Source organism: Nocardia sp. CA-290969 (genome assembly GCF_050936135.1).
Classification (GTDB): Bacteria; Actinomycetota; Actinomycetes; order Mycobacteriales; family Mycobacteriaceae; genus Nocardia.
Genome location: NZ_JBNJNJ010000001.1, coordinates 4,862,741 through 4,887,548, shown reverse-complemented (window position 1 = coordinate 4,887,548; position 24,808 = coordinate 4,862,741). Strand labels below are relative to the sequence as shown.

At 65.1% G+C, this 24,808-nt stretch carries 24 protein-coding genes and 1 tRNA gene; 20 read left to right on the top strand and 5 right to left on the bottom strand.

Features of this window, described 5'->3' with window-relative positions; translation table 11 throughout:
• Nucleotides 1-409 precede the first annotated feature (409 nt).
• The gene (locus tag ACQEVO_RS22400; protein WP_432916364.1) at nt 410-859 is read right to left on the bottom strand and encodes a nitroreductase family deazaflavin-dependent oxidoreductase; all 450 of its coding nucleotides are present in this window, start codon (nt 857-859) and stop codon (nt 410-412) included.
• A gap of 82 nt (nt 860-941) precedes the next feature.
• Between ACQEVO_RS22400 and ACQEVO_RS22395 the strand changes: the two genes are divergently transcribed.
• From ACQEVO_RS22395 to ACQEVO_RS22375, 5 genes are all read left to right on the top strand, one after another.
• Nucleotides 942-1,265 carry a hypothetical protein gene (locus ACQEVO_RS22395; RefSeq protein ID WP_432916361.1) on the top strand — a complete coding sequence of 108 codons (324 nt, stop codon included), beginning with the start codon at nt 942-944 and terminating at the stop codon, nt 1,263-1,265.
• A gap of 149 nt (nt 1,266-1,414) precedes the next feature.
• Nucleotides 1,415-1,488 (top strand) — tRNA-Ile (locus ACQEVO_RS22390).
• 106 nt (nt 1,489-1,594) lie between these two features.
• Nucleotides 1,595-2,518, top strand: a complete 924-nt coding sequence (locus ACQEVO_RS22385) for a tyrosine-type recombinase/integrase (protein ID WP_432916358.1) — start codon at nt 1,595-1,597, stop codon at nt 2,516-2,518.
• 133 nt (nt 2,519-2,651) lie between these two features.
• Nucleotides 2,652-4,001 carry a helix-turn-helix domain-containing protein gene (locus ACQEVO_RS22380; RefSeq protein WP_432916357.1) on the top strand — a complete coding sequence of 450 codons (1,350 nt, stop codon included), beginning with the start codon at nt 2,652-2,654 and terminating at the stop codon, nt 3,999-4,001.
• 15 nt (nt 4,002-4,016) lie between these two features.
• Nucleotides 4,017-4,928, top strand: coding sequence for an NAD-dependent epimerase/dehydratase family protein (locus tag ACQEVO_RS22375; protein ID WP_432916350.1), 912 nt, complete (start codon nt 4,017-4,019; stop codon nt 4,926-4,928).
• 22 nt (nt 4,929-4,950) lie between these two features.
• Here ACQEVO_RS22375 and ACQEVO_RS22370 read toward each other — a convergent pair whose 3' ends face one another.
• Entirely contained in the window at nt 4,951-5,151 is a 201-nt protein-coding gene (locus ACQEVO_RS22370) for a hypothetical protein (protein ID WP_432916347.1), read from the bottom strand.
• Nucleotides 5,152-5,792: 641 nt separating this feature from the next.
• Here ACQEVO_RS22370 and ACQEVO_RS22365 point away from each other — a divergent pair.
• The 12 genes from ACQEVO_RS22365 to ACQEVO_RS22310 all read left to right on the top strand — a co-directional run bounded on the left by ACQEVO_RS22365 (nt 5,793) and on the right by ACQEVO_RS22310 (nt 19,066).
• A complete protein-coding gene (locus ACQEVO_RS22365) occupies nt 5,793-5,942 on the top strand; it encodes a hypothetical protein (protein WP_432916344.1) in 150 nt (49 codons plus the stop codon).
• A gap of 357 nt (nt 5,943-6,299) precedes the next feature.
• Nucleotides 6,300-7,358: a hypothetical protein gene (locus ACQEVO_RS22360; RefSeq protein ID WP_432916341.1), complete on the top strand. Its 1,059-nt coding sequence runs from the start codon at nt 6,300-6,302 to the stop codon at nt 7,356-7,358.
• Nucleotides 7,355-9,388 carry a hypothetical protein gene (locus ACQEVO_RS22355; RefSeq protein ID WP_432916338.1) on the top strand — a complete coding sequence of 678 codons (2,034 nt, stop codon included), beginning with the start codon at nt 7,355-7,357 and terminating at the stop codon, nt 9,386-9,388. Before ACQEVO_RS22360 ends, ACQEVO_RS22355 begins: the two co-directional genes overlap by 4 nt.
• 41 nt (nt 9,389-9,429) lie before the next feature.
• Entirely contained in the window at nt 9,430-10,050 is a 621-nt protein-coding gene (locus ACQEVO_RS22350; RefSeq protein ID WP_432916336.1) for a hypothetical protein, read from the top strand.
• A gap of 32 nt (nt 10,051-10,082) precedes the next feature.
• Nucleotides 10,083-10,457, top strand: coding sequence for a hypothetical protein (locus ACQEVO_RS22345; RefSeq protein WP_432916333.1), 375 nt, complete (start codon nt 10,083-10,085; stop codon nt 10,455-10,457).
• A 15-nt stretch (nt 10,458-10,472) separates the two neighbouring features.
• Nucleotides 10,473-12,461 (top strand): hypothetical protein, encoded by a 1,989-nt coding sequence (locus ACQEVO_RS22340; protein ID WP_432916330.1) that lies wholly within the window; start codon nt 10,473-10,475, stop codon nt 12,459-12,461.
• Nucleotide 12,462: 1 nt separating this feature from the next.
• Nucleotides 12,463-13,932, top strand: coding sequence for an SLOG family protein (locus ACQEVO_RS22335; RefSeq protein ID WP_432916327.1), 1,470 nt, complete (start codon nt 12,463-12,465; stop codon nt 13,930-13,932).
• Between the two features lie 117 nt (nt 13,933-14,049).
• The gene (locus ACQEVO_RS22330) at nt 14,050-15,072 is read left to right on the top strand and encodes a hypothetical protein (RefSeq protein WP_432916324.1); all 1,023 of its coding nucleotides are present in this window, start codon (nt 14,050-14,052) and stop codon (nt 15,070-15,072) included.
• A gap of 6 nt (nt 15,073-15,078) precedes the next feature.
• The gene (locus tag ACQEVO_RS22325) at nt 15,079-15,465 is read left to right on the top strand and encodes a hypothetical protein (RefSeq protein ID WP_432916321.1); all 387 of its coding nucleotides are present in this window, start codon (nt 15,079-15,081) and stop codon (nt 15,463-15,465) included.
• Nucleotides 15,462-16,901 (top strand): DNA cytosine methyltransferase, encoded by a 1,440-nt coding sequence (locus tag ACQEVO_RS22320; RefSeq protein ID WP_432916318.1) that lies wholly within the window; start codon nt 15,462-15,464, stop codon nt 16,899-16,901. The genes ACQEVO_RS22325 and ACQEVO_RS22320 overlap by 4 nt, the downstream gene beginning before the upstream one ends.
• A 632-nt stretch (nt 16,902-17,533) precedes the next feature.
• A complete protein-coding gene (locus ACQEVO_RS22315; protein WP_432916315.1) occupies nt 17,534-18,445 on the top strand; it encodes a hypothetical protein in 912 nt (303 codons plus the stop codon).
• 288 nt (nt 18,446-18,733) lie between these two features.
• The gene (locus tag ACQEVO_RS22310) at nt 18,734-19,066 is read left to right on the top strand and encodes a hypothetical protein (protein ID WP_432916312.1); all 333 of its coding nucleotides are present in this window, start codon (nt 18,734-18,736) and stop codon (nt 19,064-19,066) included.
• A gap of 422 nt (nt 19,067-19,488) precedes the next feature.
• Here the strand turns inward: ACQEVO_RS22310 and ACQEVO_RS22305 are convergent, their stop codons facing one another.
• A complete protein-coding gene (locus ACQEVO_RS22305) occupies nt 19,489-19,872 on the bottom strand; it encodes a nucleotide pyrophosphohydrolase (protein WP_432916309.1) in 384 nt (127 codons plus the stop codon).
• Between the two features lie 73 nt (nt 19,873-19,945).
• Nucleotides 19,946-20,098, bottom strand: coding sequence for a hypothetical protein (locus ACQEVO_RS22300; protein ID WP_432916306.1), 153 nt, complete (start codon nt 20,096-20,098; stop codon nt 19,946-19,948).
• A gap of 259 nt (nt 20,099-20,357) precedes the next feature.
• On the opposite strand from ACQEVO_RS22300, the gene ACQEVO_RS22295 reads away from it, so the two are divergent.
• Nucleotides 20,358-20,774, top strand: a complete 417-nt coding sequence (locus tag ACQEVO_RS22295; RefSeq protein WP_432916304.1) for a VUT family protein — start codon at nt 20,358-20,360, stop codon at nt 20,772-20,774.
• Nucleotides 20,771-21,994 (top strand): DUF7221 family queuine tRNA-ribosyltransferase-like protein, encoded by a 1,224-nt coding sequence (locus tag ACQEVO_RS22290; protein WP_432916301.1) that lies wholly within the window; start codon nt 20,771-20,773, stop codon nt 21,992-21,994. Before ACQEVO_RS22295 ends, ACQEVO_RS22290 begins: the two co-directional genes overlap by 4 nt.
• A 43-nt stretch (nt 21,995-22,037) precedes the next feature.
• Here ACQEVO_RS22290 and ACQEVO_RS22285 read toward each other — a convergent pair whose 3' ends face one another.
• Entirely contained in the window at nt 22,038-23,921 is a 1,884-nt protein-coding gene (locus ACQEVO_RS22285) for a DNA/RNA helicase domain-containing protein (protein WP_432916298.1), read from the bottom strand.
• Between the two features lie 482 nt (nt 23,922-24,403).
• On the opposite strand from ACQEVO_RS22285, the gene ACQEVO_RS22280 reads away from it, so the two are divergent.
• Nucleotides 24,404-24,802, top strand: coding sequence for a hypothetical protein (locus tag ACQEVO_RS22280; RefSeq protein ID WP_432916296.1), 399 nt, complete (start codon nt 24,404-24,406; stop codon nt 24,800-24,802).
• The last annotated feature ends 6 nt before the right edge of the window (nt 24,803-24,808 follow it).

Here is a 24,808-nt window from a genome sequence, read left to right as displayed (position 1 = left end):
TTCGCCGACGGGCGCACGGGTTTTCGAACTTGTTGTGGCCCTTGGGTATTCGATTCCGAGTCGGCGCGGCGCGCCCGAATTATATCAATTTGATATACGTTGGAACTCCGCATTTCCACAGAATGTTCGTAGATCCCCGCCTGTGTCTCAAATAATCCGGTGTACTGGCGCGTACTGCGAAGAATATTGGGTTACTTGCGAATTCGCTTACCAAACAACGTAATTCATGAACAGGCATAGACCGTTCTCGGGTGCAGCGCCCCCCGCGCCCCATTACTGTGCGTGCCGTGGTTACCGCATTGGTAGTACTCGCAATCCTGATTCTCGTTGCCTCCGTCGTCCATCTCGCCAGCCGGCCGCCGGAGGACCTCGTATCGCGCAGAACTCGGGCGCGGGTCGGATCGGAAAGCTACTCCGACTGATTCGCTCCCTGCGCGGGCGACAGCACCACCACCGCAATCGGGCGCCGGGTCTTCTTCTGGTATTCGCTGTACCGACCCTTGTTCACCGCGTCCACCAAACCCCAGCGGCGCGTGTATTCCGGATCATCGGGCAGAGTCGCCCGGGCAACAACCGGAATCACGCGCCGCCCCACTTGGATCTCACACTCGGGCCGCGCTTTCACATTCGCCAGCCACCCCGGCGGCCGCGGCGACCCACCGTTGGAAGCGGTCACCAGAAAATCCGCCCCGTCCTTCGCGTAGGTCAGCGCCGAAGTCCGCGGCAGGCCGGTTTTCCGCCCCACGGTCCGCAGCAGCAGCGTCGGATTCCCGAACAGCAGCCGGTGTCCCACCAGCCCACCGCTCTTCTCGTACACCCACTGATGCGCCTGCAACGCCCGCACGAACAACCCGGCCACAACCCCTCCTTCGCCGACGACATCCCTTCGGACGCATTGTGGCATCATTCTCCGGCCGGGTTCTGAGAGGGATTGAAGCCACATGATCAAAACGACGTCGTTCGCCACCGCGCTCACCGCGACCGCGGCCCTTCTACTCTTCCTGCCCGCTGCCCCTGCCCAGGCCCAATCACCCCTGTGCGACCGGGCCATCGAGTTCGTCAACGCCGCGATCGATATGAGCGGCGGCACCATGGACGCGGCAACCGCGACAGCGCTGTCCGAGCGGCTGAACGGTCTGGCGGTTCTCGCGCAAGGTGAGGAGAAGGCCGCGATCACCGGCTACGCGAACGCGCTGGTCGACGACAACGTCACCGACCTCGACCCCTACACCACCGAACTGAACCGGGTCTGCGGCCGCGGATGACTGGTCCGGGGCGGTGGGTCATCCGGCCGATCGCCCCGATCTGCCGCGCTCCACAGGGTCAGAACTGCGCGCGTACCCCGGAACCGGCAATTGGCCACCGTTCCGCCGAGCGGGTACCATCCCACACTTGCGACCCCTGGTCGCGGCATGGGGCGGTAGCTCAGTCGGTTAGAGCCGTGGACTCATAATCCATTGGTCGTGGGTTCGAGCCCCACCCGCCCCACAAAAGGCCCCTCACCTGGGGTTATGTGAAACTGTCGAGAGCTTTCGATCTAGAACAGCGCTCTTCGACGAATAGATTATTGCGGTACCCTCAGGTGGTGGGGACCGTGAATCTGGACGATATTCGCGAACTTGTCGAGGACTTCGCGACCGAGCTTCGACGCAAGAACCGGCGACCCAAGACGGTCGAGGTGTACCGCGTCCATATCGGGTACTTTGCCGATTACCTGCTGGCGGAGTCCCTGCCCACCAACGCACCTGACATCACCAGGGACCATATCGGCGCCTACATCGAAAGCCTGTTGCAGCGGACGAATCGCCGGACTGGTGCGCCGTTGTCGCCGCAGTACGCACGGAGCCAGTACCGGAGTCTCCAGCAGTTCTTCAAGTATCTTGCCGCTGAGGAGATCATCGAAGCCGATCCGTTCGACAAGATGTCTCTCCCCGACGCGCCGGACAAGTTGGTGCCGGTGCCGTCTCTGGAGTCGCTTCGTACGCTTCTGGAGGAATGCGCGGGTACGGATTTCGAGTCGAGGCGGGACAACGCCATCATCAGGCTGTTCGCCGACACGGGTTGCCGGTGCGGCGAGGTAGCCAACCTCAGGGTCGACGCCCTGGATTTCGAGGAGGATACGGCTCTCGTCATCGGAAAGGGTGGCCGGCCGCGGTCCTCGCCATTCGGCGACAAGACCAGGATCGCTCTGCGTCGCTACCTGCGGGCGAGGGCTCAGCATCCATTCGGATCGAAGAGTGACCGTCTCTGGCTTGGCCGGCAGGGTCCGATGACGGATCACGGCGTTCGTCAGATGCTGGAGCGCCGGGCCAAGGCTGCGGGCATCGAGCACATTCATCCGCACATGCTGCGCCACTGGTTCGCCCATAACTGGCTGGCCAACGGTGGTCAGGAGCAGGACCTGATGATGCTTGCGGGCTGGCGGTCGCGTCAGATGCTCGATCGGTACGGAAAGTCGGTCGCGACCGAGCGGGCAAAGACGGCGCACAGGCGCGCACGGCTGGGGGACAAGCTGTAAGTGCGCCTTTCCGGTGGTGGCTATCCACCGCTCAAGCTGGTAAGATTTTTGGTGGCTAGCCACCGTTTTTTGTCGGTCACTGGATGGGTGGATCCTTATGTCAGTACCTGCGTATAACGCAAATCTGGGTGAGGTGATCAAGGCCTATATGCGGGCGCACGGCTTGTCCGGGCATGCGGAGATGGCCCGCGTACTCGGCGTCGATCGTACGTTGGTGTCGAAGTACGTCAGCGGTGCGCGAACGTGTCGAGATGTTGAGCAGTTGCGCCGCTTTGCCCAGGCGATGGACCTTCCCCCCGAGACCTTCGGCCTACTGGATGCGCCCGATCAAGGCCAGGGCGAGCGCACCTCTGCTGTGACAGACTGGCGACTGGTACGGCAAACACTGAACCAGAACCGCCATGCGCTCACGGCGGCTGCGGCACGCCTCTACTGGGATCCTGTATGCGGCATCGAAGGGACCACTTGTGTTACCCGCCCCGGTTGGATGGCACCGACACCCGTCGACCTAGATGACATTCAACTTGAATTTGACGCTGACCCTCCCGCGCCTGTTCTGGACGGAAGCGAATTGGAGTCCGAGCGGTATAGGCCGGTGCGACCGAACGGAGCGCGGTACGGACGCTACAGCCAGGCGATCCGGAGTGTCGCCCGGCCGACCCTCTTCGAGAACCGCACATCGTATCGGCTGCTCAACGTCTCTTTCGGTACTTCGGGCTGTCATATGAGATTTGGTCTCACAACGTACTTCGACATGGTCGATGTATGTGAAGTGATCGCCCACGAGACCGCGGCTGCCTGGATTTCGAAGGGAAGGAATCGGAGTCTCGACCTGAAGGATCTGCCATTCCGAGCCATGGTTGGCGACCTCTTCGATACTGGGCGCCGGCCGGTGCTGCCGAGCATCAACACCTTGACGATCCGACGTGCTCCCGATGGCGATACCTTTTTCCTTCACCGGCGCGGATCGACGAAAGTTACGCTTGCAGCGGGGCTCACCCACATCATTCCCGCAGGAGTTTTCCAGCCCGCAGCCATTGGCCCTGCGAACGTCGCGCGCGACTTCGATCTATGGCGGAACATGCTTCGCGAGTTCTCGGAGGAGTTCCTCGACGCGCCCGAGCACGACGGCAGTAGTGGAACGCCAGTGGACTATGACGATGAACCTTTTCGGACTCTCACCGAGGGGCGTCGTGCTGGCAAAGTTCGCGCGTGGTGCTTCGGAATCGGCATGGACCCACTGGCGCCAGCGGGCGAAATCCTGACAGTGGCGGTCATCGACTCGGATGTATTCGACGTGGTGTTCGCTGACATGGTGTCCCAGAACTCCGAGGGTGAAATCTATCCCTCGGAAGTTGGGACGGTCGGGATCAAATGGACCCCTGCTACCGTTCGTCGGATCCTCAACCATGAGCCTCTCGCTGCATCAGCTGCTGCCTGTGTAGCTCTCACCTGGAAGTATCGCGATCTTCTGCTGCCGTGATGACATGATCGGAGCATGCGCGTACTCGTCACGGGGGCAAACGGCTATGTCGGTCGGGAGGTTGTCGCGGCCTTGGCCGCGGCTGGGCACAGCCCCGTAGCTATGGTTCGCGCCGCCGGGGCAACGGTTGCCGGTGCCACTGAAGTTCGGTTGGCTGATCTCCTCGATGTGCACGCCCTTCGTCAGACGATGGAAGGGGTCGACGTGGTATGCCATCTTGCCGGCGTCGCTCGGGCCCGCGAATCGCTCACTGAGCCCCTCAAATACTTCCGCGTGAATACTGCCGGGACCATCGCACTGCTGGACGCTATGGCTCGCGCTGGGGTGAAGAAGATCGTCCTCGCGTCGACGGGCTCGATATACGGAACACCGAAAAGTCAGCCGATGGTCGAAGACATGCCCGACGCGCCGCCGCATCCCTATGCGAGCAGCAAGCTCGCCGCGGAGCTAGCTGTTGAGGCGCAAGCAAAGGGTGCTGGAATCTCTGCCATCACGGTCAGGATGCTGAACGTCGCTGGTGGACTCGACCCGGATCCGACTCGGCTGGTACCTCGGGTCCTCGCTGCTGCTATGGGGCATGGGCCACTGCCGGTAAACGGAGAAGGAGCAGCGGTACGCGACTATCTGCATGTAGCTGATGCCGCGGCGGCCTTCGTGGCTTGTGTAGAACACCTTCCGGCCGCGGGGAAGTCGACGCGATACAACATCGGCAGTGGGGTTGGGTACAGCGTTCTGGATGTGGTGGCGGCCGCCGAGCGCGTGACGGGACGGCAAATTCCGCTGGAGCATCGTCCCCCCGTGAGTGAACCCGAGGCGCTAGTGAGTGACCCCGCGAAGGCTATGTCCGAACTGAACTGGTCACCTGAACGTTCGAGCATCGCGGAGATTGTCCGAGACGCCTGGTCCGCAGTATCTGAGGCTCAGTAAGTTCGGTATTTCGAGATAGGAATCACTTTATCTGCGCCCGTCCACTTTTCGTGGACTTTGGGCGAGCGGGCAGATTGTCGGTATCGCCTGCCACCCAGCGCAAGAATTCGATGATGTGGGCGTTCATGTTCGAGTCGACCGACGCCACGGCCGCCTGAGCGCGCTCGTACAGCTCAACGTCGGGCCGATACACGCGAGCCGGATTCAGATGCTTGCTTGGCATGTGTAACAGCATGTCATGGTGGCTAGCCATTAGTCCAGAGGTCTGGTAGCGTTAGGGGTGGCTAGCCACCCTGAGGTGCGGTGACAGATTGGCACACCGCACGACTCCGCCTTCGAGCATTCTTAGAGCTATAGAAGTTCACCCCTCAGGGCGAAAGGAGAAGCACAGCAAGGTTTTGTTCGCTCATGCGGATTGTTCCAGCGATTCGTGATGAGCGAAAAAAGAACTCCCCGGCAGTTCCAGCTACCGGGGAGTTCAGCACCAAAGCGGTTCCAGCCGCTTCAGCATTCTTTGCCACTTCAGAGATCGGAGCCCCTGAAGCATGTTTATCGTAGTCGATCGATTCGCTGCCGCAGGTCGTGCGGTATGAGCACGCCGACTGAGCGCTCTATGCGAGCGCGGATCGCAGCCTATGAGTCCTGGGCCAGGACAACTGACAGAACTGCACGTACGGAGAAGGCCCGTGCGGCTATGTGGAGCAAGTTCGAACGTCTCGTGGATCCGGATGGGCTGCTGAGCCCGGAAGAACGGGCGTTCCGTGCTGATAGCGCGCGGCGAGCGCACTTCACCCGGCTAGCGCTCAAATCGGCGCAGTCACGTCGCCGCCGTGGGGCGAAAAGTGCCAGGGCCGGTGATTCCTGATGCGGCCACGGACTTTCTTCTTCGGGATCGCGGCCCTCTCGATCGGTTACTTGGTGCTGGTCGAGCCCGAGATTGTCGGATTCGCGGTGATGCTGCTGGGCGCGATCGCGCTGTGGCGGTTCAGTCGCCGGACGGGGGTGCGTCGATGAGTGCGTACACACACGATCCGGTGCAGCTGCTTCTCGGAGTCGAGCGGGGGCGGTCGCGGTGAACGGGCCAACACATTACGACCGGGTGCGCGGCAATCACGCCTTTCAGAGCATGGCCGGCCCCGAGTTCACTGGCACAGGCGCAGTATTTGCCCCGATTCGGGCACTGCCGATCACGGGCCAGTTGGTGGCCTGGGCTGCGCTGATCCTGATCGGGATGGGCGGCTGCACCGCGGCGTGGATCGATCAGCAGAGCTACGAGCCGTCCCCGAACGTCTGCCGGTCGGCGAACGCGGGTGTACCTGCGGAGCCGGCGGGATCGTGTGTCCCGCGTGACCAGGTGGCGGGGGTGGCGCGATGAACCCCGACGAGGAGAAGCGGTACGCCGGCCTGGAGCGCCGTCACCGCGCGGAGATCACCTCGGGCCTGCGTGACCAGGGACTGACCTATGGCCAGATCGCCCGGAAGTTGGGGATCTCGCTGGCGAAGGTCGAGGCGTGCCTGGGCGAGGCGGCCGCGCTCCGGGCGCAGGGGATGACGAAGCGGGAGGTCGCCGACGAGATCGGTGTCCCCTACGGCTCCCTGGGCCGTATCCTCGCGGCTCCGGTCAGCGGCAGGACGACCGCGCGCCAGGACGTGGCCGTGGCCGGGCTGGTGGATATGCACGCAATGCAGGTCGATGTGCTGGCCTGGTTCTTGTCCACCACGGTCTCCAGTGCCTACGACCTGGCCAACGGCTTGATCAGGTCCGGTCAGGTGCATCCGTTGAAGCAGGTGCAGCGCGGCCGGGCGTGGGTGGTGCCCAAGCGGGACACCGCGGCCCGGTATTTGGGGTGGCGGCCGGCGGATTGGACGCCGCCGCTGATGTATGCCGAGCACTACCGGGCGGTGGCGCAGGCGCGGATCATGCTGGTCGGCAACGACCCCACCTTGTGGGTATCCGAGCGTCACCTGCGCCGACGTGCGGAACTGGCAGCCAATGAGTCGAAGTCGCGGCCGATGCTGTTCAGCACGAGCCGGGATCCGAAGCGCAATCGCCCGCATGTCCACGATGGCCGGTTCTACGGGGAGGTCGACGGCACGCGCGGGTGGTGGGCGCTGGAAGTTGAGCTGACCCCGAAACGCGAACGCGCCCACATGGACGCTGCGCTGGCCGGCGCGGTGCGCTCGGCGCTGGAGGCCGAAGAGGAGCAGATTGTCGGGCTGCTCTACCTGTGCCGCTCGGCCCGGGTCTTGGACCTGGTCCAAGCCGCTTACGCCCGGCTGCCGCGTGAATTGCGTCCCGGGCATGACCGGCTGCTGTGGGCCACCGGTGATTTCGACGACGAATGGAGCAGCTATCTGGCTGCCCTCCACCAGAAGCACGCCGCCCGTCGTGGCCGTTCCGGACTTCATCTCACTCAGGAAGCATCATGAGCAATCCCGAATGCCACTCACTGATCACGCCGAAGGACTGCGACCCCCTCGGCACCAACATACCCACGCCACCGGCCGCACCCGAATCGGTCCCCGCCCCCGGCGCGGAGCCTGACCACGCGGGGCCGATCACCCCAGAAGCGCCGCCGATCAAGCACATCGAGGGCTGGGACCTCCCGTCCATCGACCTGAGCACGGTCGGCGACGCCGCGAGCGCCGCGACTGTGTGTGGGGTGGTGATCGTCGCCCTGTTGGTGATGATCGTGGCCGTGGCCGCCCAGTGGCCGCTGTCCCCGCACCGGCTGCGGAACTTTGCCGTCGCCTCGCTGTTGCTGCCGGCGTCTTCGGCGCTGATGGGCGGATCCTGGTCCGTCCCGGCCTCCCTGCTGTGGTCCGGCGCCTCCCGGGTCGCCGACGGTGACCTGGGTGGGGTTCGGATGATGCTGACCCTCGGCGCCCCGATCGCGGCGCTGGCGGCGACGTACTGGTGGGCGCAGTTCGTGCACAAGACTCACACCGTCGGCCTCAAGTCGCTGGCGCGCACCGAGCGGGTGAAGGACGCGATGGTCGCCCGCAAGTTCGCCCGAGCGGCCCGCGCCGCGAAGTACGGTGCTCCGTTCACCAGCGCGGATGGGATCGTGCTCGGTCCTCTGGCCGACATCACGACCTCAAAGCCCTCGGGCGTGTGGCAGGAGCTGACCGCGCGCCACGAGAACTGGCTGGTGGTCCCGCACAAGCAGGCCCAGCGGCACGTCGGGATCGTGGCGGGCACCGGCGGCGGCAAGACCGAGTTGATCAAGCGCTACGCGTTCGGCAAGTTCGAATACGAGTGGAACGGCTGGCAGCGCTGGAAAGACGTCCCCGCGATGCGCCGCAAGCACCCGCGCCCGCTGCTGGTGCTGGTGTCGTGCAAAGGCGGCGAAGACGACCGGATCCTCGGCCGTGAGGTCCGGGACCTGGCGCTGCGAAAAGGCGTCGAGCCGGCCCGCATCGCGATCGTGCCCGAGTTCGACCGGTTGGACGCTTTCAACATGCCGGCGCGGGATATGCGGGGCGTATTCGGCGAGATGTTCACCGCTGGTGAAGCATCCACCAGCGAGGGCCAGCACTTCGACGAACTGCGTCGGCGCGTGGTGTCGCTGGTGGTGGATCCGCCGGTCGGTCCGCCGCGGTCCTCGACGGAGTTCGTCGAACGCCTCAACGGCCGAAAGCTGCTCGATATCTGGGGCAACTCGCCCGACGTCAAGCGCATGATCGCGGCGTTGCAGGGGGAGAAGGTCGACCAGATCGACGACATGCTGATCAAGGCCACCAACCTGTTCGACCTGCTCAAGGACCACAACGGGCAGATGGTGTTCGACGGCGGCAAAGACCTCAACGACCTCGACGTCCTCTACGTGACGGTCCCGGGTCTGGACAAGGACGCCGCCCGCGCCCAGGTCGCCTCGATCCTGCGGATGGTGATGCAGCGCGCCGGCCGCACCGCCAAGGACCAGCGGCGCAGCGTCACCGTGATCATCGACGAAGTCTCGGCGACCACCACCAACAAAGGCTCCATCGGCCTGATCGACGTGTGCGAGCGCGGCCGTTCCCAGGGCGTGGCGCTGGCGTTCGCCGCGCAGTCCGCCGAGGGCCTGGCCGCCGATGAGTGGTCGCTGAACCGGCTTTTGAAGTCGTGTGCTGGTGGGTTGATCCTCGGCTACAACGAGAACGCCGGTGACCTGTGCAAGCACCTCGGCACCGTCCGCATGCCGCTGCCGTCGCGGCATTTGATCAAAGGCCAGCGTCACGGCGACGAAGGCCAGATCTCGGTGGGCGAGGGCTGGCTGGTCGACCCCGACATCCTGCGCCAGTTCGACACCGGCGACGTCGTCTACGGCCGCGGCCGTCGCGCGCAGTGGGGCCGGGTCGTGCAGGTCAAGAAGGACGAAACCACGCCGCTGCCGGGCACTCCCGCCGCCGAAAAGGCCGCCGAGAAGAAGCCCCACGGTTCCCGCAAGCCTGCCGCTGAGGGCGGCGCCGCGGCCTGACCGGCCCGGTTTCTCCATCCATTCGAAAGGACCAGTGCGTCATGCGTATCAACAACCGCCCCGAAAACCCCGAACCCGACGACAACGACCACGACGCCGACCAGCAGAAGTGGGAGGACCCGCGCGAGATCGCCGACATCATCGGCGACGAATTCACCGACTACCTCAACGCCGTTCTCGCCGACGGTTCTCCGCCCGACGAGGATATCGTCCGGCCGCCCGCGAAAGCCCCGTCCTCCGCCGATTCGGGCACACCGACGCTGCGGCTGGTCAAAGACGAGGCTCCCGGGCAGTGCACGGACGGGATCGGCGGCGAGGCGGTCGAGCGCGAGGCCGCGGCCAGGGCTGCGCGGGCCCGGCTTATCCGCGGCAGCGCCAAAGGTTCGGCCGTCGTGGCTGGTCTCGGAGTCGTCGCCGGGTGGGGCGAACCCCTCGTTGTGGTCGGCCCGCTCGCGGTCTACAGCGCCGGGTGGCTGGCCTACCTGTGGTGGAACGCCGCACTTCGCCCGCCGATCCCGCAGGCCATCGGCTCCACCAGCCACGCCCTCACCGGCGCAATCGCCGCCGCCGCATCCGCGACCAGCCGCACCGCCCGCCGCGCGGTCAAACGTGCCGAGAACGCGCGCGCCAAGCACGAAACCAGCCGTACCACCCCGGCCTGACCAGGTCCACAACAAGGAAGGACACCCCGACCATGACCCACCACCACACCGACCGCGCCCCGATTCTCCCTGTGCCCTCGGACCTGTACATCGAGCTGGGCGAACTGGAAGAACAGATCAGCGAGGTCCAGCGCCGACTGCGGGCCATCCGGAACCGCTACGGGCACCTCGCGGAGGACCCCGACGCCCTCGACGTCGACGCCCTCGGCAAGCCGACCACCCCTGACCGGGAGGTGCTCGCCGTCCTCGATGCCCTGGACGACACCGCCTACGAACTCAGTGACGCGAGCCTCTACCTGGACCGCACCCGCGGCCACGCCTCCCGCCTCAAGCTCACCGAACCTGCGTGCGAGGAGCGCGAGCAGCAGCTCGCCGCCCGCGACGCCCGACCCACACGGTCGCGCTGACCCCTGACTTTCCCGGTGCCGTTGCCGGGCGGCACCCCATTTAGTGAAGGAGAAACCGATATGTCCGATCGCCCCGTCGAGGACGAGATCATGGCCGAGGTACGCAAGTTCGGGCACTCGATGGCCCACATGATGCGGTTGCACGCCCAAGCCGCGACCTGGTGGGACAAACGCAAGATCCGCCGCCAGATCAGCCTGGAGCTGCGTCGGCAGCGCCGCACCGAGCAGACCGAACGCGCCCATCACCTGTCGTGGACCTCGCAGATGATCCACCGCTACCAACAGCACATCATCGCCGTCGACCAGCGCGCCACCGACCCGCAGCTGAGCTGGGAACAGCATCAGAAAGACGCCGCCTCCGTCGCCCGCCACGGCATGGAACTGCGGCAGCGGATCGTGTCCAACTCCCGGCTCACGAAGATCGAGCAGGGGATAGCCCTGGATGGCCTCGACGCCGCAACCGCATTCCCCTACACGGATACCCGGATGCCGATGCTGTTCGCCCGCGCTCACAAGGTCCGTGGCATCGACGCACTGCGGTACCGGGCCCGGGTCGCCCGGGAATTGCAGTGGTTCGACCGCCAGCAGCCCACCCGAAGGTTGGCGCCGCAGCCCGCCGGAGGACCCCGGGCGCAGGAGCGTAAGCCGTTCGTAGCCGAGGTGACCTGGACGGGCGGCGATGGCCAGTCGGAGACCGCGACACGGGAGTACGGCGAGACACGCGAGGGTCTGGAGTGGGCTTACGCCGAGCTCAACCACACCATGTGGACAGACAACACCACCTTCGGAATCAAGGTGTCCGGCCCCTCCGGGCGCACGCTGTTCGAGCGCAACGGCGAACCGAACGAGGTCGGCGACGCCCTGGAGCAGCACCTGGGCATCATCCGCACCAGCGACGGCACGTACTGGCAGAAACCCGACGCCGGCATCTTCGCCCCACCGGAAGTCTTGGCGGCGATCCGAGACCGCAGCCATGCCCGCACCGACACCGACCGATTCGAGACACAGTTGCGCTACCGGGCACCCGGCGCGGAGCAGGAAACGGTCGAGCAGCGCTGGCACGCCGGCCGAGCCCAGGCCCTGGACTGGACGGCCACCCGGGCCCGGGACCTGGAAATCGAACCATCCACGCCGGTCACGGCCGTGGTGTGGGAGACCGGAACCCACGCACCGCTCCACATGGAGCACGACGACCCGTTCGAAGTCTCCGAACAGTTCACCGAGCACCGCGACCGGCACCTGGCGTCGCAGCAAGCCGAACAGCAGCAACACCGACCGGCACCCGAACCGGTCTCACGGGGGCCCCACCCGGAGGTGACACCGTCGGAGCTGGAGGAGATCAAGGAACGGATCCGCAAGCTGGCGCAGGCCCAAGAGGAGCGGGACCACCAGATCGCCGTGTTGCGACAGGGTTTGGACTCGGTGACCGTGGATCGCGACGAGTTGCGCACGCAGCTCGACGCCGCCGAGGCCCGTGTGCAGTCCCTGGAAGCCCGAAATCGGGATCTCGGCCGGGAGGTGGACCGCTACCGCGGCGAACGGGACGAGGCTGTGCGCAAAGTCGCGCGAATGACTCCCGAAGATCAGCGCTCCGGGAGCCGCGCCCGCCGCGACGCCGGCAACGGCGGAGAAGTCGAGAGGCCCAGCCCTGCACCGGAGTTGGGCACGGAATCCGGGCGGGAGGAGCGCGACAGCGTGCTCGGCCGGCGCGCGAGTTTCCTGACCAACCTGCGCCATCGGGCCGCTACCGAGCGCGACAGCGAGGTGATGAGCGAGCGACTGCGCGAATGGGTACAGAACGCCCCCGACGAGGTCCTGCTGTCCTACGGGGAGAAGAAGGGCCTGATCCCTCCGGAACCCTCCGCCCCTCCCGACCAGGCCGAACCGGTGCTCAAAGCCTCCTTCGACCGCGCCGACTGCCTCCGGAACGACAGCCACACGCAGCCGTGGCCGGCGCCAGGCCGCAACGGGCATCACCGCAACCGGATCGAACGGAGCCGGTGAGATGCTGCCCGAATTCCGGATCCTGGTCACCGGGTCGCGGTCGTGGACCGACAGCGACACCATCCGCGAAGCCCTGGCCGCCTACAAGGGCAGCCGAGCAGTCCTGATCCACGGTGACTCCCGCGGCGCCGACCGCATCGCCGCCGAGATCTGGCAAGGCTGGGGCGGGAAAGTCGAAGTCCACCGCGCCGACTGGGACCAGCACGGCAAGAAGGCCGGGCCCCTGCGGAATCAGGAGATGGTCGCCGCCGGCGCCGATATCTGCCTGGCGTTCAACCAGGCCGACTCTCGCGGCACCGCCCACACCATCGGGCTCGCCAAAGCCGCAGGGATCCAGGTCTGCGAATACACCGCCCCGGGACGCGAACGCCCCCACGCCCTGGCGGCGCGGCCCCGGGAGAACCAGCGTCCTACGGGAGCGTCCTACCAGGTGATCGTGGAAGCGCTGGAGCGTCGGGTCGGCCCGGGGAAGGGGTACCGGTCGGCGGAGACCTGGACCCGGTTCCTGTGCCCGGTGCACGAGGGCGACGGCGGCCACCACAACCCTTCCCTTGGGGTCCGCTACGACCCAGGCCAGCACAAGACCATCGTGCGCTGCTTCGCCGCCAACGGCTGCGATGACCACGACGTGATGGAACGCATCGGGCTGCGTGTGCGCGATCTGTGGGACAACCTGCCCGAACGCGACCCTAGCCAGCGCCGCCACACCCGGTCGGCCAGCAGTACACAGCGGGCTGGCGGGCCGGGCAAGTTGCCAGCGGTGGAGCGAGCGATCCGGGCCGCCGGATTCGAGATCGCCATGCGAAAACCCGACCTTGGTGCGGCGACGGGGCCGCGGGAGGACGTCGAAGCCTACATCTACAAATGGCCCGACGGCCGCACCGAAGGCGCGGTACTGCGCCGGGAAACCCCGCACGAGCACGGCCGGGCCAAGGAGTTCAGCCAGCGGCAGTGGACCGGCCAGCAGTGGCAGGGGACCGGTTTCGCCCCGATCCCGTGGAAGCTGCCCGAACTGCTGGACGGGATCAAACGCGGACGCGAGATCTACATCTGCGAAGGCGAAAAGGACGTGGCCCGCGCCGAACGGGCCGGGTTGGTCGCGACCTGCAACGCCATGGGCGCCGGATCCTGGAACCCCGAACACGCCCAATGGCTGAAAGGGGCAGCGCGGGTGTTCGTGGTCGCCGACCGCGACCGCCCCGGATACCGGCACGCCGCCAAGGTCGCCGACACCCTGCACGGTCTGGTGGGGGAGGTGCGGGTGGTCCAAGCCCGCGACGGCAAAGACCTCTCCGACCACTTCGACGCCGGCCACGGCATCGACGACCTCGAACCCGTGCCGTATCTGGACAGGCCAGGAACTCAGCAGGAACAGCCACCGCCTGACCACCAGCGCATGACCGCCCGGGAACGCGCCGTCATGCGCCCCGACGGGTGGGACCGCATCCGCCGCCCAGCCCGCTCCCGCTGACCACCGACCGCAGGCTCCAGCCTCCGGATCCCGACAACCTCTGCGGGCCAGCCCAATGCACAAGGCAGAACCGCTGGCCCGCAGCACGAGACCACAACGAGAGAAGGACCACCAATCATGAACGACACCACGAACCAGCTACAGCCCAGCCACCCTCACGAACCACACGATCACGCGCCACAACCCGCAGCATTCACCGAGTCGGTGCACAGCAGCGAGGCCGTGCGCACCAGTGCGCACGACAGTGCACAAGGCGGTGCACAGCCGGAGAAGCAGCGCCCCCTGCGGGCATGGCCGGTGCTGTTGCTGGCGTTGCCAGCGTTCGTAGCGATCTGGTCCGGTTGGGTCGGGCTCGGTGAACTCACCGGCTTCGGACCGGTGAACCCATTGCCCGGGATCGCGGACAACTTCGAAGTGAACACCGCGATCACGCTGCCGATCGGGATGGAGACTTACGCCTCCTACGCCCTCTACGTCTGGCTATCCGGCCGCATCCGCTCGAAGAAAACCCGCAGCTACGCCATGTGGTCAGCCTTCGGAAGCCTCGCACTGGGCGCTGTGGGCCAGGTCGCCTACCACCTCATGACCGCCGCCGAGATCACCCGAGCTCCCGCCCCGGTGACCGTGCTCGTCGCTTGCCTCCCCGTCGCAGTCCTCGGGATGGGCGCCGCCCTGGCCCACATGATCATCCGTGAGCACCACAATGCACCAGAGCCGCGCACCGAACCCGATCCTGCGCACCGCTCCGCACCCGTGCGCACCGTCGCGGTGCGTGAGGAATGGACCGAAACCCACACGACCGGCCCCACCCTCGCCGCAAGCCCGGTCATTCCGGAACTGGAAATCGGCGACCGCCGCACCAGCAATGAGGTTGTGCACTACACCGCACCGGAGGCCGACGACAGCAGCAACGTCTCCGCGCCGGTGCGCACCAAACGCATCGACCAGTGGGAGACCGTCGCCGAAGCGGTCTGCAACGCCGACCCCGCCGGCCGCCGCGACCCGAGCAAGGTCGCCGAAATCCTGCGGTTGCGCCACGAGCAGAACTGGCCCCACGCCCGGATCGCCGACCACGTCGACGTCTCCTCATCCACCGTCACCCGCACCCTGACCGCCGCCCGCACCTATATCCAGGAGTGAACCCCCATGCCCCGACTGATGTCCGTCTCCCTGACCGAGAACCAGGTCCGCGACCGCAGCAAGACCGTCACCCGCCGAGTCGGCTGGAAGATGTTGCGCGCCGGCGACCGGCTCACCCTGTGCCGCAAGGTCATGGGCCGCCGCCGCGGCGAGCCCCTGGTGCGCATCGTCGACATCGAGGTCGTCTCAACCCGCCGCGAACCCCTCGCCGATATCACCCCGGCCGAGGTGACCGCCGAAGGCTTCCCGCAGATGAGCCCCGCCGAGTTCGTGGAATTCTTCTGCGCCACCCACAAGGGCTGCCGGCCCGACACCGAGGTCACCCGCATTCAATGGCGCTACCTCGACGACACCACCCAGCTTCAGCTCGGCACTGCGGAGACCGCCCGATGATCACCCTGACCGATCTGTTCTGCGGGGCCGGCGGATCCAGCACCGGCGCCATCCAGGTCTCCGGCGTCCAGGTCCTGCTCGCCGCCAATCACTGGCCCCTGGCCGTGGAGACCCACAACGCCAACCATCCGGACACCGATCACGACTGCGCGGACCTGTCCCAGGTCGACCCCCGGCGTTACCGCCGCACCGACATCCTTTGGGCATCCCCGGAATGCACCAACCACTCCGGGGCGAAGGGCCGGCGCCGCAATATCGACGCCACACCGGACCTGTTCGGGGAAGTACTGCCGAACGAGGCCGCCGAACGCTCCCGGGCGACGATGTGGGATGTGGTGCGGTTCGCGGAGCACCACCGCTACCGCGCCGTTGTGGTCGAAAACGTCGTCGACGCCGCGAAATGGGTGCTATTCGACTCCTGGCTGACCGCGATGAAAAGCCTCGGCTACCGGCATCGGATCGTCTATCTCAACAGCATGCACGCCCAAGCCGGCGGCACCCCCGCCCCGCAGTCCCGCGACCGCATGTACGTGGTGTTCTGGCGCGCCGGGGAGTCCGCGCCGGACCTCGACCGCTGGACCCGCCCCCGAGCGTGGTGCCCGAACTGCGAGCGGGAGGTGACTACGGTGCAGGCTTGGAAGAACCCAGCACGGCCCTGGGGCCGCTACCGTGCCCAGTACGCATGGCGCTGCCCTTCGGTGACCTGCCGCAACACGATCGTCGAACCGGCATGGTTGCCCGCGGCGACGGTCATCGACTGGAATCTGCGCGGGCAGCGGATCGGCGACCGCGCGAAACCGCTGGCGGCGAAGACGTTGGGGCGGATCCAGGCCGGCCTCGACAAATACGCCAGCATCCCGGTGCTGGTCCCGGCAGGCGGCACCTGGCGTGAAACCGGTATACCGCTGACCGCGGCCATGCCGACGCGGACCACCCGCGAGACCGACGCGCTGTTGGTGCCGGTCGAGGGTCGCGATGGGAAGCAGGCCCAGCCGATCGCGGGCCCGATGCGAACGATGACGACACGGTCGGAGACCGGGGTGCTTGTGCCTTACTACGGTAACGGCACCTCACGCAGTACCGAGGATCCGCATGGCACGGCGACCACGCGGGATCGCTGGGCGATGGTGATACCGCTGCGCAACCACAACACCGCCAAGACCAGCAGAGACCCGTTGGACACGGTCGCGGCGGCCGGGACACATCACGGGTTGGCCAGCCGAGCCGCCCGGCTCGAGGACTGCGAGTTCCGGATGCTGGAACCGTACGAAATCAAACAGGCCATGGCCTTCGACCGCAGCTACATCATGGCGGGCAACCGCCGCGAACAGGTTCGCCTCGCCGGCAACGCCGTCACCCCGCCCGCTGCCCGAGACTTGATCAGTGCGGTTGCCGAAGCTCTGAGCCTTGGTGCTCCTATCCAGGTGCCTGCTTGAGATATCGGCACAGCGCGGCCCGTCACCACGTCGGTGGCGGGTCTCGCTGTGTGCTATGGCTCAGTCATTCCGCGACCACTTGGGCTGGCCTTCTGAACCAATGACTTCGTTGATGATCCCTGAGCAGGAAGTTTCGGCAGCGGGCGACAAAATATCGCTTACGTGCCCAAGTGTCAGCTTTTCCGGAAATGTGAGGAAGCTAACATTCGGACATTCGATGTGAACCACCATTCGCATGCAATGCGCATGTGAAGTTCGTCCCTAACTGGCGAAATGGCAACGATGTAATTCCGTGATCGTTTCGTTACAATCCGGCGTGTGATCTTGCTTGGTCTCGCGCAGGTCTCGCGAACGTTTCGAAAGCATGTTCGTGTCGCGCGGCCGATGTACCCTGGCTCTCAATTGGATGACCTGCAAAGATGCTGGCGCTTCGTGATCGGCCATGCGGACAGCGGAGTCGCCCAAGAAAAAATGGTCTGCCCTCGCGCCAACGTAGGGCAGACCATTTGCCGGGCGTGGAGCGCACGGCAGTGACACTTCGCAGGTCGCTGTCAGCGTAGCCGGAGTCGTAGTGGGATGCCATCCCAGCTCTTCCCATGTCTGGTGCTGACAACGAAAGGGGTGGGCTGCGCATGCCTGCTATTTCTGAGTTCTACGGGATCGGTGGACCCGTTCCCTTCGCGGACGTCGAACTTTCGGTCGATAACCGCTTGTTCCTCGACACGTACGCTATCCGGTTGATGCGGGCTCCGCAGCCGTTCGCTGACATGGCGAACTACTGCACCGATACCTTCTTCAAAGAGGTCACGGGATGTGTGTTGTCCGGGTCGGCCGCTGACTGGCGTCGTGGGCTCGATCTTCTGCAGCACTTCGTTGAGCCGAGGGAGACTCGCCTCGGCATGTCGGCACGCGGTATCAACGGGCATGGCGGCTCGGAAATTGTCGGCCGCTGGATCTGGGATGCCCTGATCAACGAGCTGAATCTGCTGGTTCGGGTGGGCTTTCTGCGGGAGATCGAAGCCATCCCGCTCTTCGTTAAGGGGATCGACAAGGACATTCCCTCCGATCTGACGACCCGGCTGATCTACGGCCCGTTGGCCGAGTTCACGGCGGAGATGGTCGCCACCTACCCGCAGTTCAAGTCGGTCGGAGAAGGTGTTACCTCAATCAACCGGCAGGTATGGGACCCCGACGCCCGCGCATGGACGCAGAAGTCTGTGACTCTGCCCCATGTAATGGGCAAGCCGCTGCTGCTTGTGCCGAAGGACTGGGTGCGCCCCTCGTTGCTGCTGTCGCCCCGTCGCTTCTACGAGACCACTATCCTCAGCCGGGCCCAGCTCGAACAGGCAGTCGAGCGTGACGGCAAGCTGCTCAAGACGCCCAAGGACCAGCTCAAGCGCCAGGCGGCCCTTGCGCGGGGGCGCTCGACGAACCTCGCTGTCACGCTGCGGGCGTTCGAGGCTGAGGAGGAAAACCTCATTGCGGAGTTCATGAAGTTCGCCGCCGAGCGCTACACCCTCCCTGGCTCATCGGAAGCGGCGTAAGGCGGTATCGCCAACCGAAGGGCTCGCCGGTCACGCGTCGACGAGCCCTTCGGTTGCGTCTATGGCGATTCGCCGCCTCTGGGGTGGGAAGCTAGGTGTCGGACTTCTAGATAATTAGGGCCGACAGCGGCATGGGGAAGGGGGCCGCCCGGGAGCCTTTTTGGTCGGTTCGATCGCGGCGTGCGCCTCGTCTTGGTCGACTTCCTGCGCCTTGAATGCGGAGTCACTGGACTCGCCGATCCGTACCACGTTGCCGACCGTGGTCATCCGCCGAGCATAATCGAAAATATGTTCGAAAAGTGGAACGATGCTTTCTCGGCCCCGCTGCGGCGCGTCGTCGATCCACCGTCCCCTGTGCTGGTGGACCTGAACGTCGTCCTCGCTGCTGTGGCCGTGCCCCGCCGCGACGCCGTGTCGATGCGTGCGAAGTCGGCCGGCCTCGATAGCGCTGCCACCGTGCCCGGACTTCTCCACGCCTGGGCTGGCTGCAATACCAGAGCCTGGATCGGGTGGGTCTGGTTCGCCATCCCCACCGCGGACCGGAAGGGCTGGGTCGAGACCTGGCAGTGGTGCTCCGCCCATGCGCTGACCCCGAACGGATCCGACCGCCGAGAACGCTGATCCTAATTCGTGATCCGGACCTGATGCGGATTTGATTCGGACCTGATCCGACTGCGAGTCGGATCAGAATCGCATCAGATCACGGCGAAAATCGCTTCTAGCTGGGGCGTTTGGTGTTGGCTCTTGCCCTGCCCGGCCGACACTCTCTCTGGCTACGCTGATCAGAGAGAGTGTCGGCCGGGCAGGGCAAGAGCCAACACCAAACAAAAGCATTCAGAGAATGGGAAACCGGAAGGAGAAGGCGAAGGAGACCGCAAAGCGGGGGAAGGGGACCACAAGGGGAGCGGCTTGGTGGGCGAGTAATCAGGGCCGGGAGCGGTAGCGTTCCGCGGTATGTGTGGTAGGACCACAACTAGGGGGAGGTGGCTTGGTTCGAGTCGTGGTGGTTAAGACGACCACCGGCAGATCCTCAGGTTCCGGCGTTATCCCTGCTGAGGCTTGTTCAGCGGGAAGTCCTTCAGGTCGGAGTGTTTCACGGCGCGGCCGCGGCTCTCTTCGACCGGGTAACGTTCTGCGTTTGCAAGCAACTTCGCCTCGACAGCTGCCACGAGATCGATGTCCAAGACGTCGGCCAGCCTCAGCAGGTAGATGAGGACGTCGGCGATTTCTTCCTCAACCCGTGTCCGGCGCGTCGGATGGTGCATCACGGTCGCGCTTTCCTCGGCGGTAAGCCACTGGAACAGTTCTGAGAGTTCACCTACTTCGCCGGTCAGGGCCATCACGAGGTTCTTTGGCGTATGAAAGCGCTCCCATTCTCGTTCCGCGGCGAAGCGCGCGATTAGGGTTTGGAGCTGAAGGATGGCCATCGCTTTGTTCTATCAGCTCCCATGAACCGGCGGCGGCGCCGACTGGGTCAGGGCCCGATCTGGGTATGCCACGCTATGGGGGTTCCGCCGGCCGGGTCGGCAACTCGTCGGTGTCGTGCACGAGCCAGCGAAGGAATGCCACCACGTGAGCGTTCAGGTTCGAATCGACCGCGGCAACAGCTGCTTTCGACCGCTCGTGTAGGTCGGGGTCCGCTCGAACGGTCATGACCGGAAATCGGTGCTGACTAGGCATTATCCCATTATCCCATGGTGGACGTCCACCCGTATGTAATGATAAAATTTGGGTGGACGTCCACCTTTGAACTGGGGAAATAATGACGAACGCCGCGCAAATTCCCGCCCCCGACCGACCGCTGCGACTCGGGATCCTCCCACCAGAGAAGCGAGGCTCTGCCGCGGTTGTGCTGGGCGCGTACCTCGGATCGGTCCTCGCGGCCAACTGGCTGGTCGAAAACGTCGGGGTCGTGGCAGTCGGATTCGGATTGATGGCCCCCGCCGGTGTCTTCGTGGTCGGCCCAGCGCTGGTCCTGCGTGACGGGGTGCAGTACCTCTGGGGGAAACAGGTCGCCCTGGCCGCGCTGGCAGTCGGGGCCCTGGCTTCCTATCTGATAGCGAGCCCTGCGGTGGCCACGGCCTCGGCGGTCGCGTTCGCGGTCAGCGAGTTGGCCGATTTTGTGATCTTCACCTGGCTGGCGCCGCGATGGACACGGGCGGTGCTGCTCGGCGGGATCGCGGGTGCGGTCCTGGACTCGATGCTGTTCCTGTGGATCGCGTTCGGGTCACTGGCCCTGCTGCCGGGCCAGGTGCTGGGCAAGGCCTACGGCGTCGTGATCGCCAGCGTGGTCATCGGGGTCCTGCGGGTACGGAGAGTGCGGCGATGAAATTCTTCTTGGGCACCCATCAGCCGAGTTGGTTCACTGCCACCACCGAAGCTCTGTTCGTCTGCGACCGCCGCCTTCGCGACCGCAAAACCCTGCCCCGAGCCCGGGGTGAATGGGCCCTGGACTCTGGTGGGTTCACCGAGTTGAAGGACTACGGTGCCTGGACCACGACCACACCCGCCCAGTATGTCGCCCGGGTGCGCCGCTACCGCGACGAGATCGGGGGGCTGGTGTGGGCGGCCCCGCAGGACTGGATGTGCGAGCCGATCATCATCCAGGGCGGCCGCATTGGCACCAACACCTTCGTCGGCACCGGCCTGTCAGTGGTCGAACATCAGCGCCGCACCGTCGACAACTACCTCGAACTCCGCTCACTGGCACCGGATCTGCCGTTCATCCCGGTCCTGCAGGGCTACCAACTGGACGACTACCTCGCCTGCGCGGCTCGCTATGCCGAACAGGGCGTGGACCTGGCCGCCGAACCGACCGTCGGGTTGGGGTCGGTGTGCCGGCGTGAAGCCACCACCGAAGCCGCAGCGATCATCGCCGCGCTCACTGCGGCGGTGCCCGGGGTCCGGTTGCATGGATTCGGTATCAAAACCGCCGGCCTCGGTGCCTATGGGTCGATGCTCGCCAGTTCCGACAGCCTCGCTTGGTCCTATGCCGCCCGCCGCTCCCCGGTCCTGCCCGGCTGCACCGGGCACAAGAACTGCGCCAACTGCATCCGCTACGCCTTCCAATGGCGACACCGCGTCCTGGCCTCACTCGCCGGGCACGCCACTCGGAACCCGCCCTGCGCGAAGCCTTCCCGCGGCCGGTCGGTGTCCAGAAAACTGGACAGAAGTGCTCGCGCCTCACACCGGTTGGCGCTCTCGGGTTTCCGTGACGAAGCCGCCCGCCTGGAACGCGACACGACCATTCGCTGGGCTCACCGTGACGGCATGACCATCCGCCAGATCGCCACCCTCATGAGCCTCAGCCCCGCCCGCGTCGGGCAGATCATCGCCGACACCGACGACCGACCCCTTCTCGATCAACTACGCGAATTGCGGCGCAAATGGGATATCGACGCCGACCCGGCCAATCGCGCGGCTGCCGACCACGTTATTGCCACCCTGACCGCCGCGGAGTTGGCCGACGCGCAACCCGAAGGTGTCGATGGCGGCCATCGTCATGTAGAGGTCGGCTCTTCGGAGCCGTCATTGTTCGATCTCACCTAATCGAAGCGTGGCAGGCGCAGTATCCAGTGCATCGCGCTGCGATCTACGTACCGCCGCTGACCAGGGTGGCGAGATACTCGTTGGTAGCTGGGTCGCAGGCGTAAAGCACGACCCCCTTCATAGCGCGTGTGAGCAGGACTTTGTAGACGTTGCGGATCAGTTCTTCTGCAGTCTCATCAGGCAGAACCTTCTTCTTGGTGCTTTTCAGTGCGGAGTCTTCGGTATGTTCACGGCGGACTCGGAGTCGGCGGCCGTCGTAGGCTATGTCTGGACCCAGAATGACACCCGCCCAGTCATATTCGTAGCCTTGAGCAGTGTAGATACACCCGATCTGCCCGAAGCCGCGCGGGTCGTTGGCCCAGAATGTCGACGGAGGCGCTTCACCTCCGATCGTGGGCGACTTCTTGTTCCAGGGGCGATGCCAGTCTCCGATCTGTACATCGGGAACCAGTGACCCGTCGTTGTTCGGCGCACTCCAAGGCCAGCAGTACCCCGCGGTCATACGGGCGGTGGCACCGTCGTCCTCGATCTTCGATCGGAGGAAGTCTTCCATCTCCTGCGGGGATGCTGCCACACGTATGTCGAAGCCGTGTCCTGACCACGATGTGGGTCCACCGACTCGGATTCCGAGGAGGCGCAGCACCCACTCGTCGTACTCGGCACTGCCACCGCAACGAAACTGCCCCTCGAGAGGGATCTTGTGCACCAGGTAGCCGGCCCGCGCCGCGTGCTCCTCGATGTGGGGAACGCGACCAACTTCGTCGGGCCGCACGACCTGGTACTCGTCGAGCAGAAAAACAGGAACGCGGGCGACGGCCATGAGCTCATCGACCTGTGGGCGGTTGGTTCGCAACAACCGCGACTGGCGCCGGTGCGTCGAAGTCTCGCGAATCCTATGCGCTTCGTCGCAGAGCAAGACCTGGAGAGAGTTGGGCTCGACCCGGGCGAAGTCGCGATAATACGCGAACACATTGTTCAATTCCTTTTTCGGAATACCACGGCCAGCGTATCGGCGCATGGTCTCCGTGATGGACGACGAGCCAGTGGCATAGCTGACGCTACGCTGCTGCCGCCGCAGTTCGGCGAGCAGCGACACCGCGACCATGGTCTTTCCGCTTCCCGGGCCGCCGGTAATAATGATCACGCTCTTGCGGGGATCGCTGATGGCTGCTTCGACCCGGTTCAACACTGTGTCGTAGGCAAGTCGCTGGTTGTCGAGGAGCGTACGGTCGGTAGCGGCAGGCAGCTCTTTGGCTGTGACCTGCAAGAGCGGCTTTCGCTCCCTGTTCTCGCTCGCAAGCAGTCGATCGGCCGCGGCTGCTGCGGACTTCGGGGCGAACCGGTCAGCCAGATACTCGCCGAAGGCTTGCCGATCGCTGCCGGTGAACAGTCTGCCGAGGCGGTCGGGGGTCATGAGAAACAGGCCACCGACCGAGGTTCGGGTTGCATTGTGCAGGTACGCGACCCCGTGGAGTGCTTCCGGACGATGATGCAATACCGCGATGTAGTGCTCCATATACCGGCAGTACCCGCGCACCTGCTCGATGGGGTGCAGGTTATCGCCGATGAGGCGGCTGCCACGGACCAGGTGCTCACTGTTGTAAGCCAGCGACGCTTCATCCCACTGCTTCAACTCGACGACGACGTAGTTATCGTCGCCGGTCTGAGGGTGTACACCCGCGAGCACGGCATCGGCGCGCTTCTGCCCAGCGCCAGGGAACGGATACTCCACCAACATCTCGATCATTCCCAGGCCGACATCCACCAGCACTCGAGCGAGTTCGGGAACACTCTCAACCCACGAGCGGGCGCGCGCACCATCGGCCTTCAACCCAGTAGCCTGCGCGATCGCCTCGGCCAACTCCTGGCCGGACTGGAAATCGAGCACAGCCTCCGCAGTTGCCCGGAACACTTTAAGCGACACCATCCACCCCATACTCTGAAAGACACTGTGGCGATAGCGTATCCGGCCATACAGATGCTGGCGTCACCGCTAGTCTGGGGGCTCATTCGGGTGTACTGAAGCGGTCTCCTCGGAACGGTTATCACCACATCGCTCTCCTGCCGCTCCCCGCCGCATCAGCCGAGCGGCATGGGCTCGCGTGTGATTGCCGCTGGCAGTTGCCGACAGTTCAGACGTCGTGACCATGGTGTAGCAGTTCAGGCGGCTACTCCGATTCCTTTGGGAGGGCACCCGCTTACGGTGGCTGCACCAGTCGGCCTGCCGCCTCACCTTCGAGATGTCGAGCGAGATCTTCGAGATATGAATAGCTTTCGACAAGATCCCCTTGCTCATCGCGAAGAGTTGTGTACTCTGCTGGTAGACAAGGGGGTTGAATGAAGAGTTCACCGACGCTTCCCGTTGGCCTTGCGCGAGAGTGCGCAGTTCGGGATCTGTACGCCTCCCGGTTGGACGAGTTCCGACCGGACGAGATGCTTCTTCAGACCGAGCACACCTTCATGGGCAGTGGGATCCGGGCCGACATGCGCACCATCGACCGCACTGATGTGGTGCGAGTCTGGGAGTTCAAACTTGTAGCCAGCTACGACGGACTGGGTCAAGCCCTGGCGTACTGGGCCCAGGAACGGATCGCCGCGAAACAGGAGCGGCAGGTCAAAGGGGTTCTCGCTGCCTTCGAGATCCGGCCTCAGATCATTGCAGCCGTCGAGAACCTCAATCTCGGACTGGAATTGGTGGTGATCCCAGCCAAACTGCGGGCCGGCGGATATGTGCCGCCGGAGCCGCCTTCCATCGCGCCGGTCCCGGTGATACCGCGACTTGCGCCATCCCCAGTCCACAGCCTCTAGGAGTTG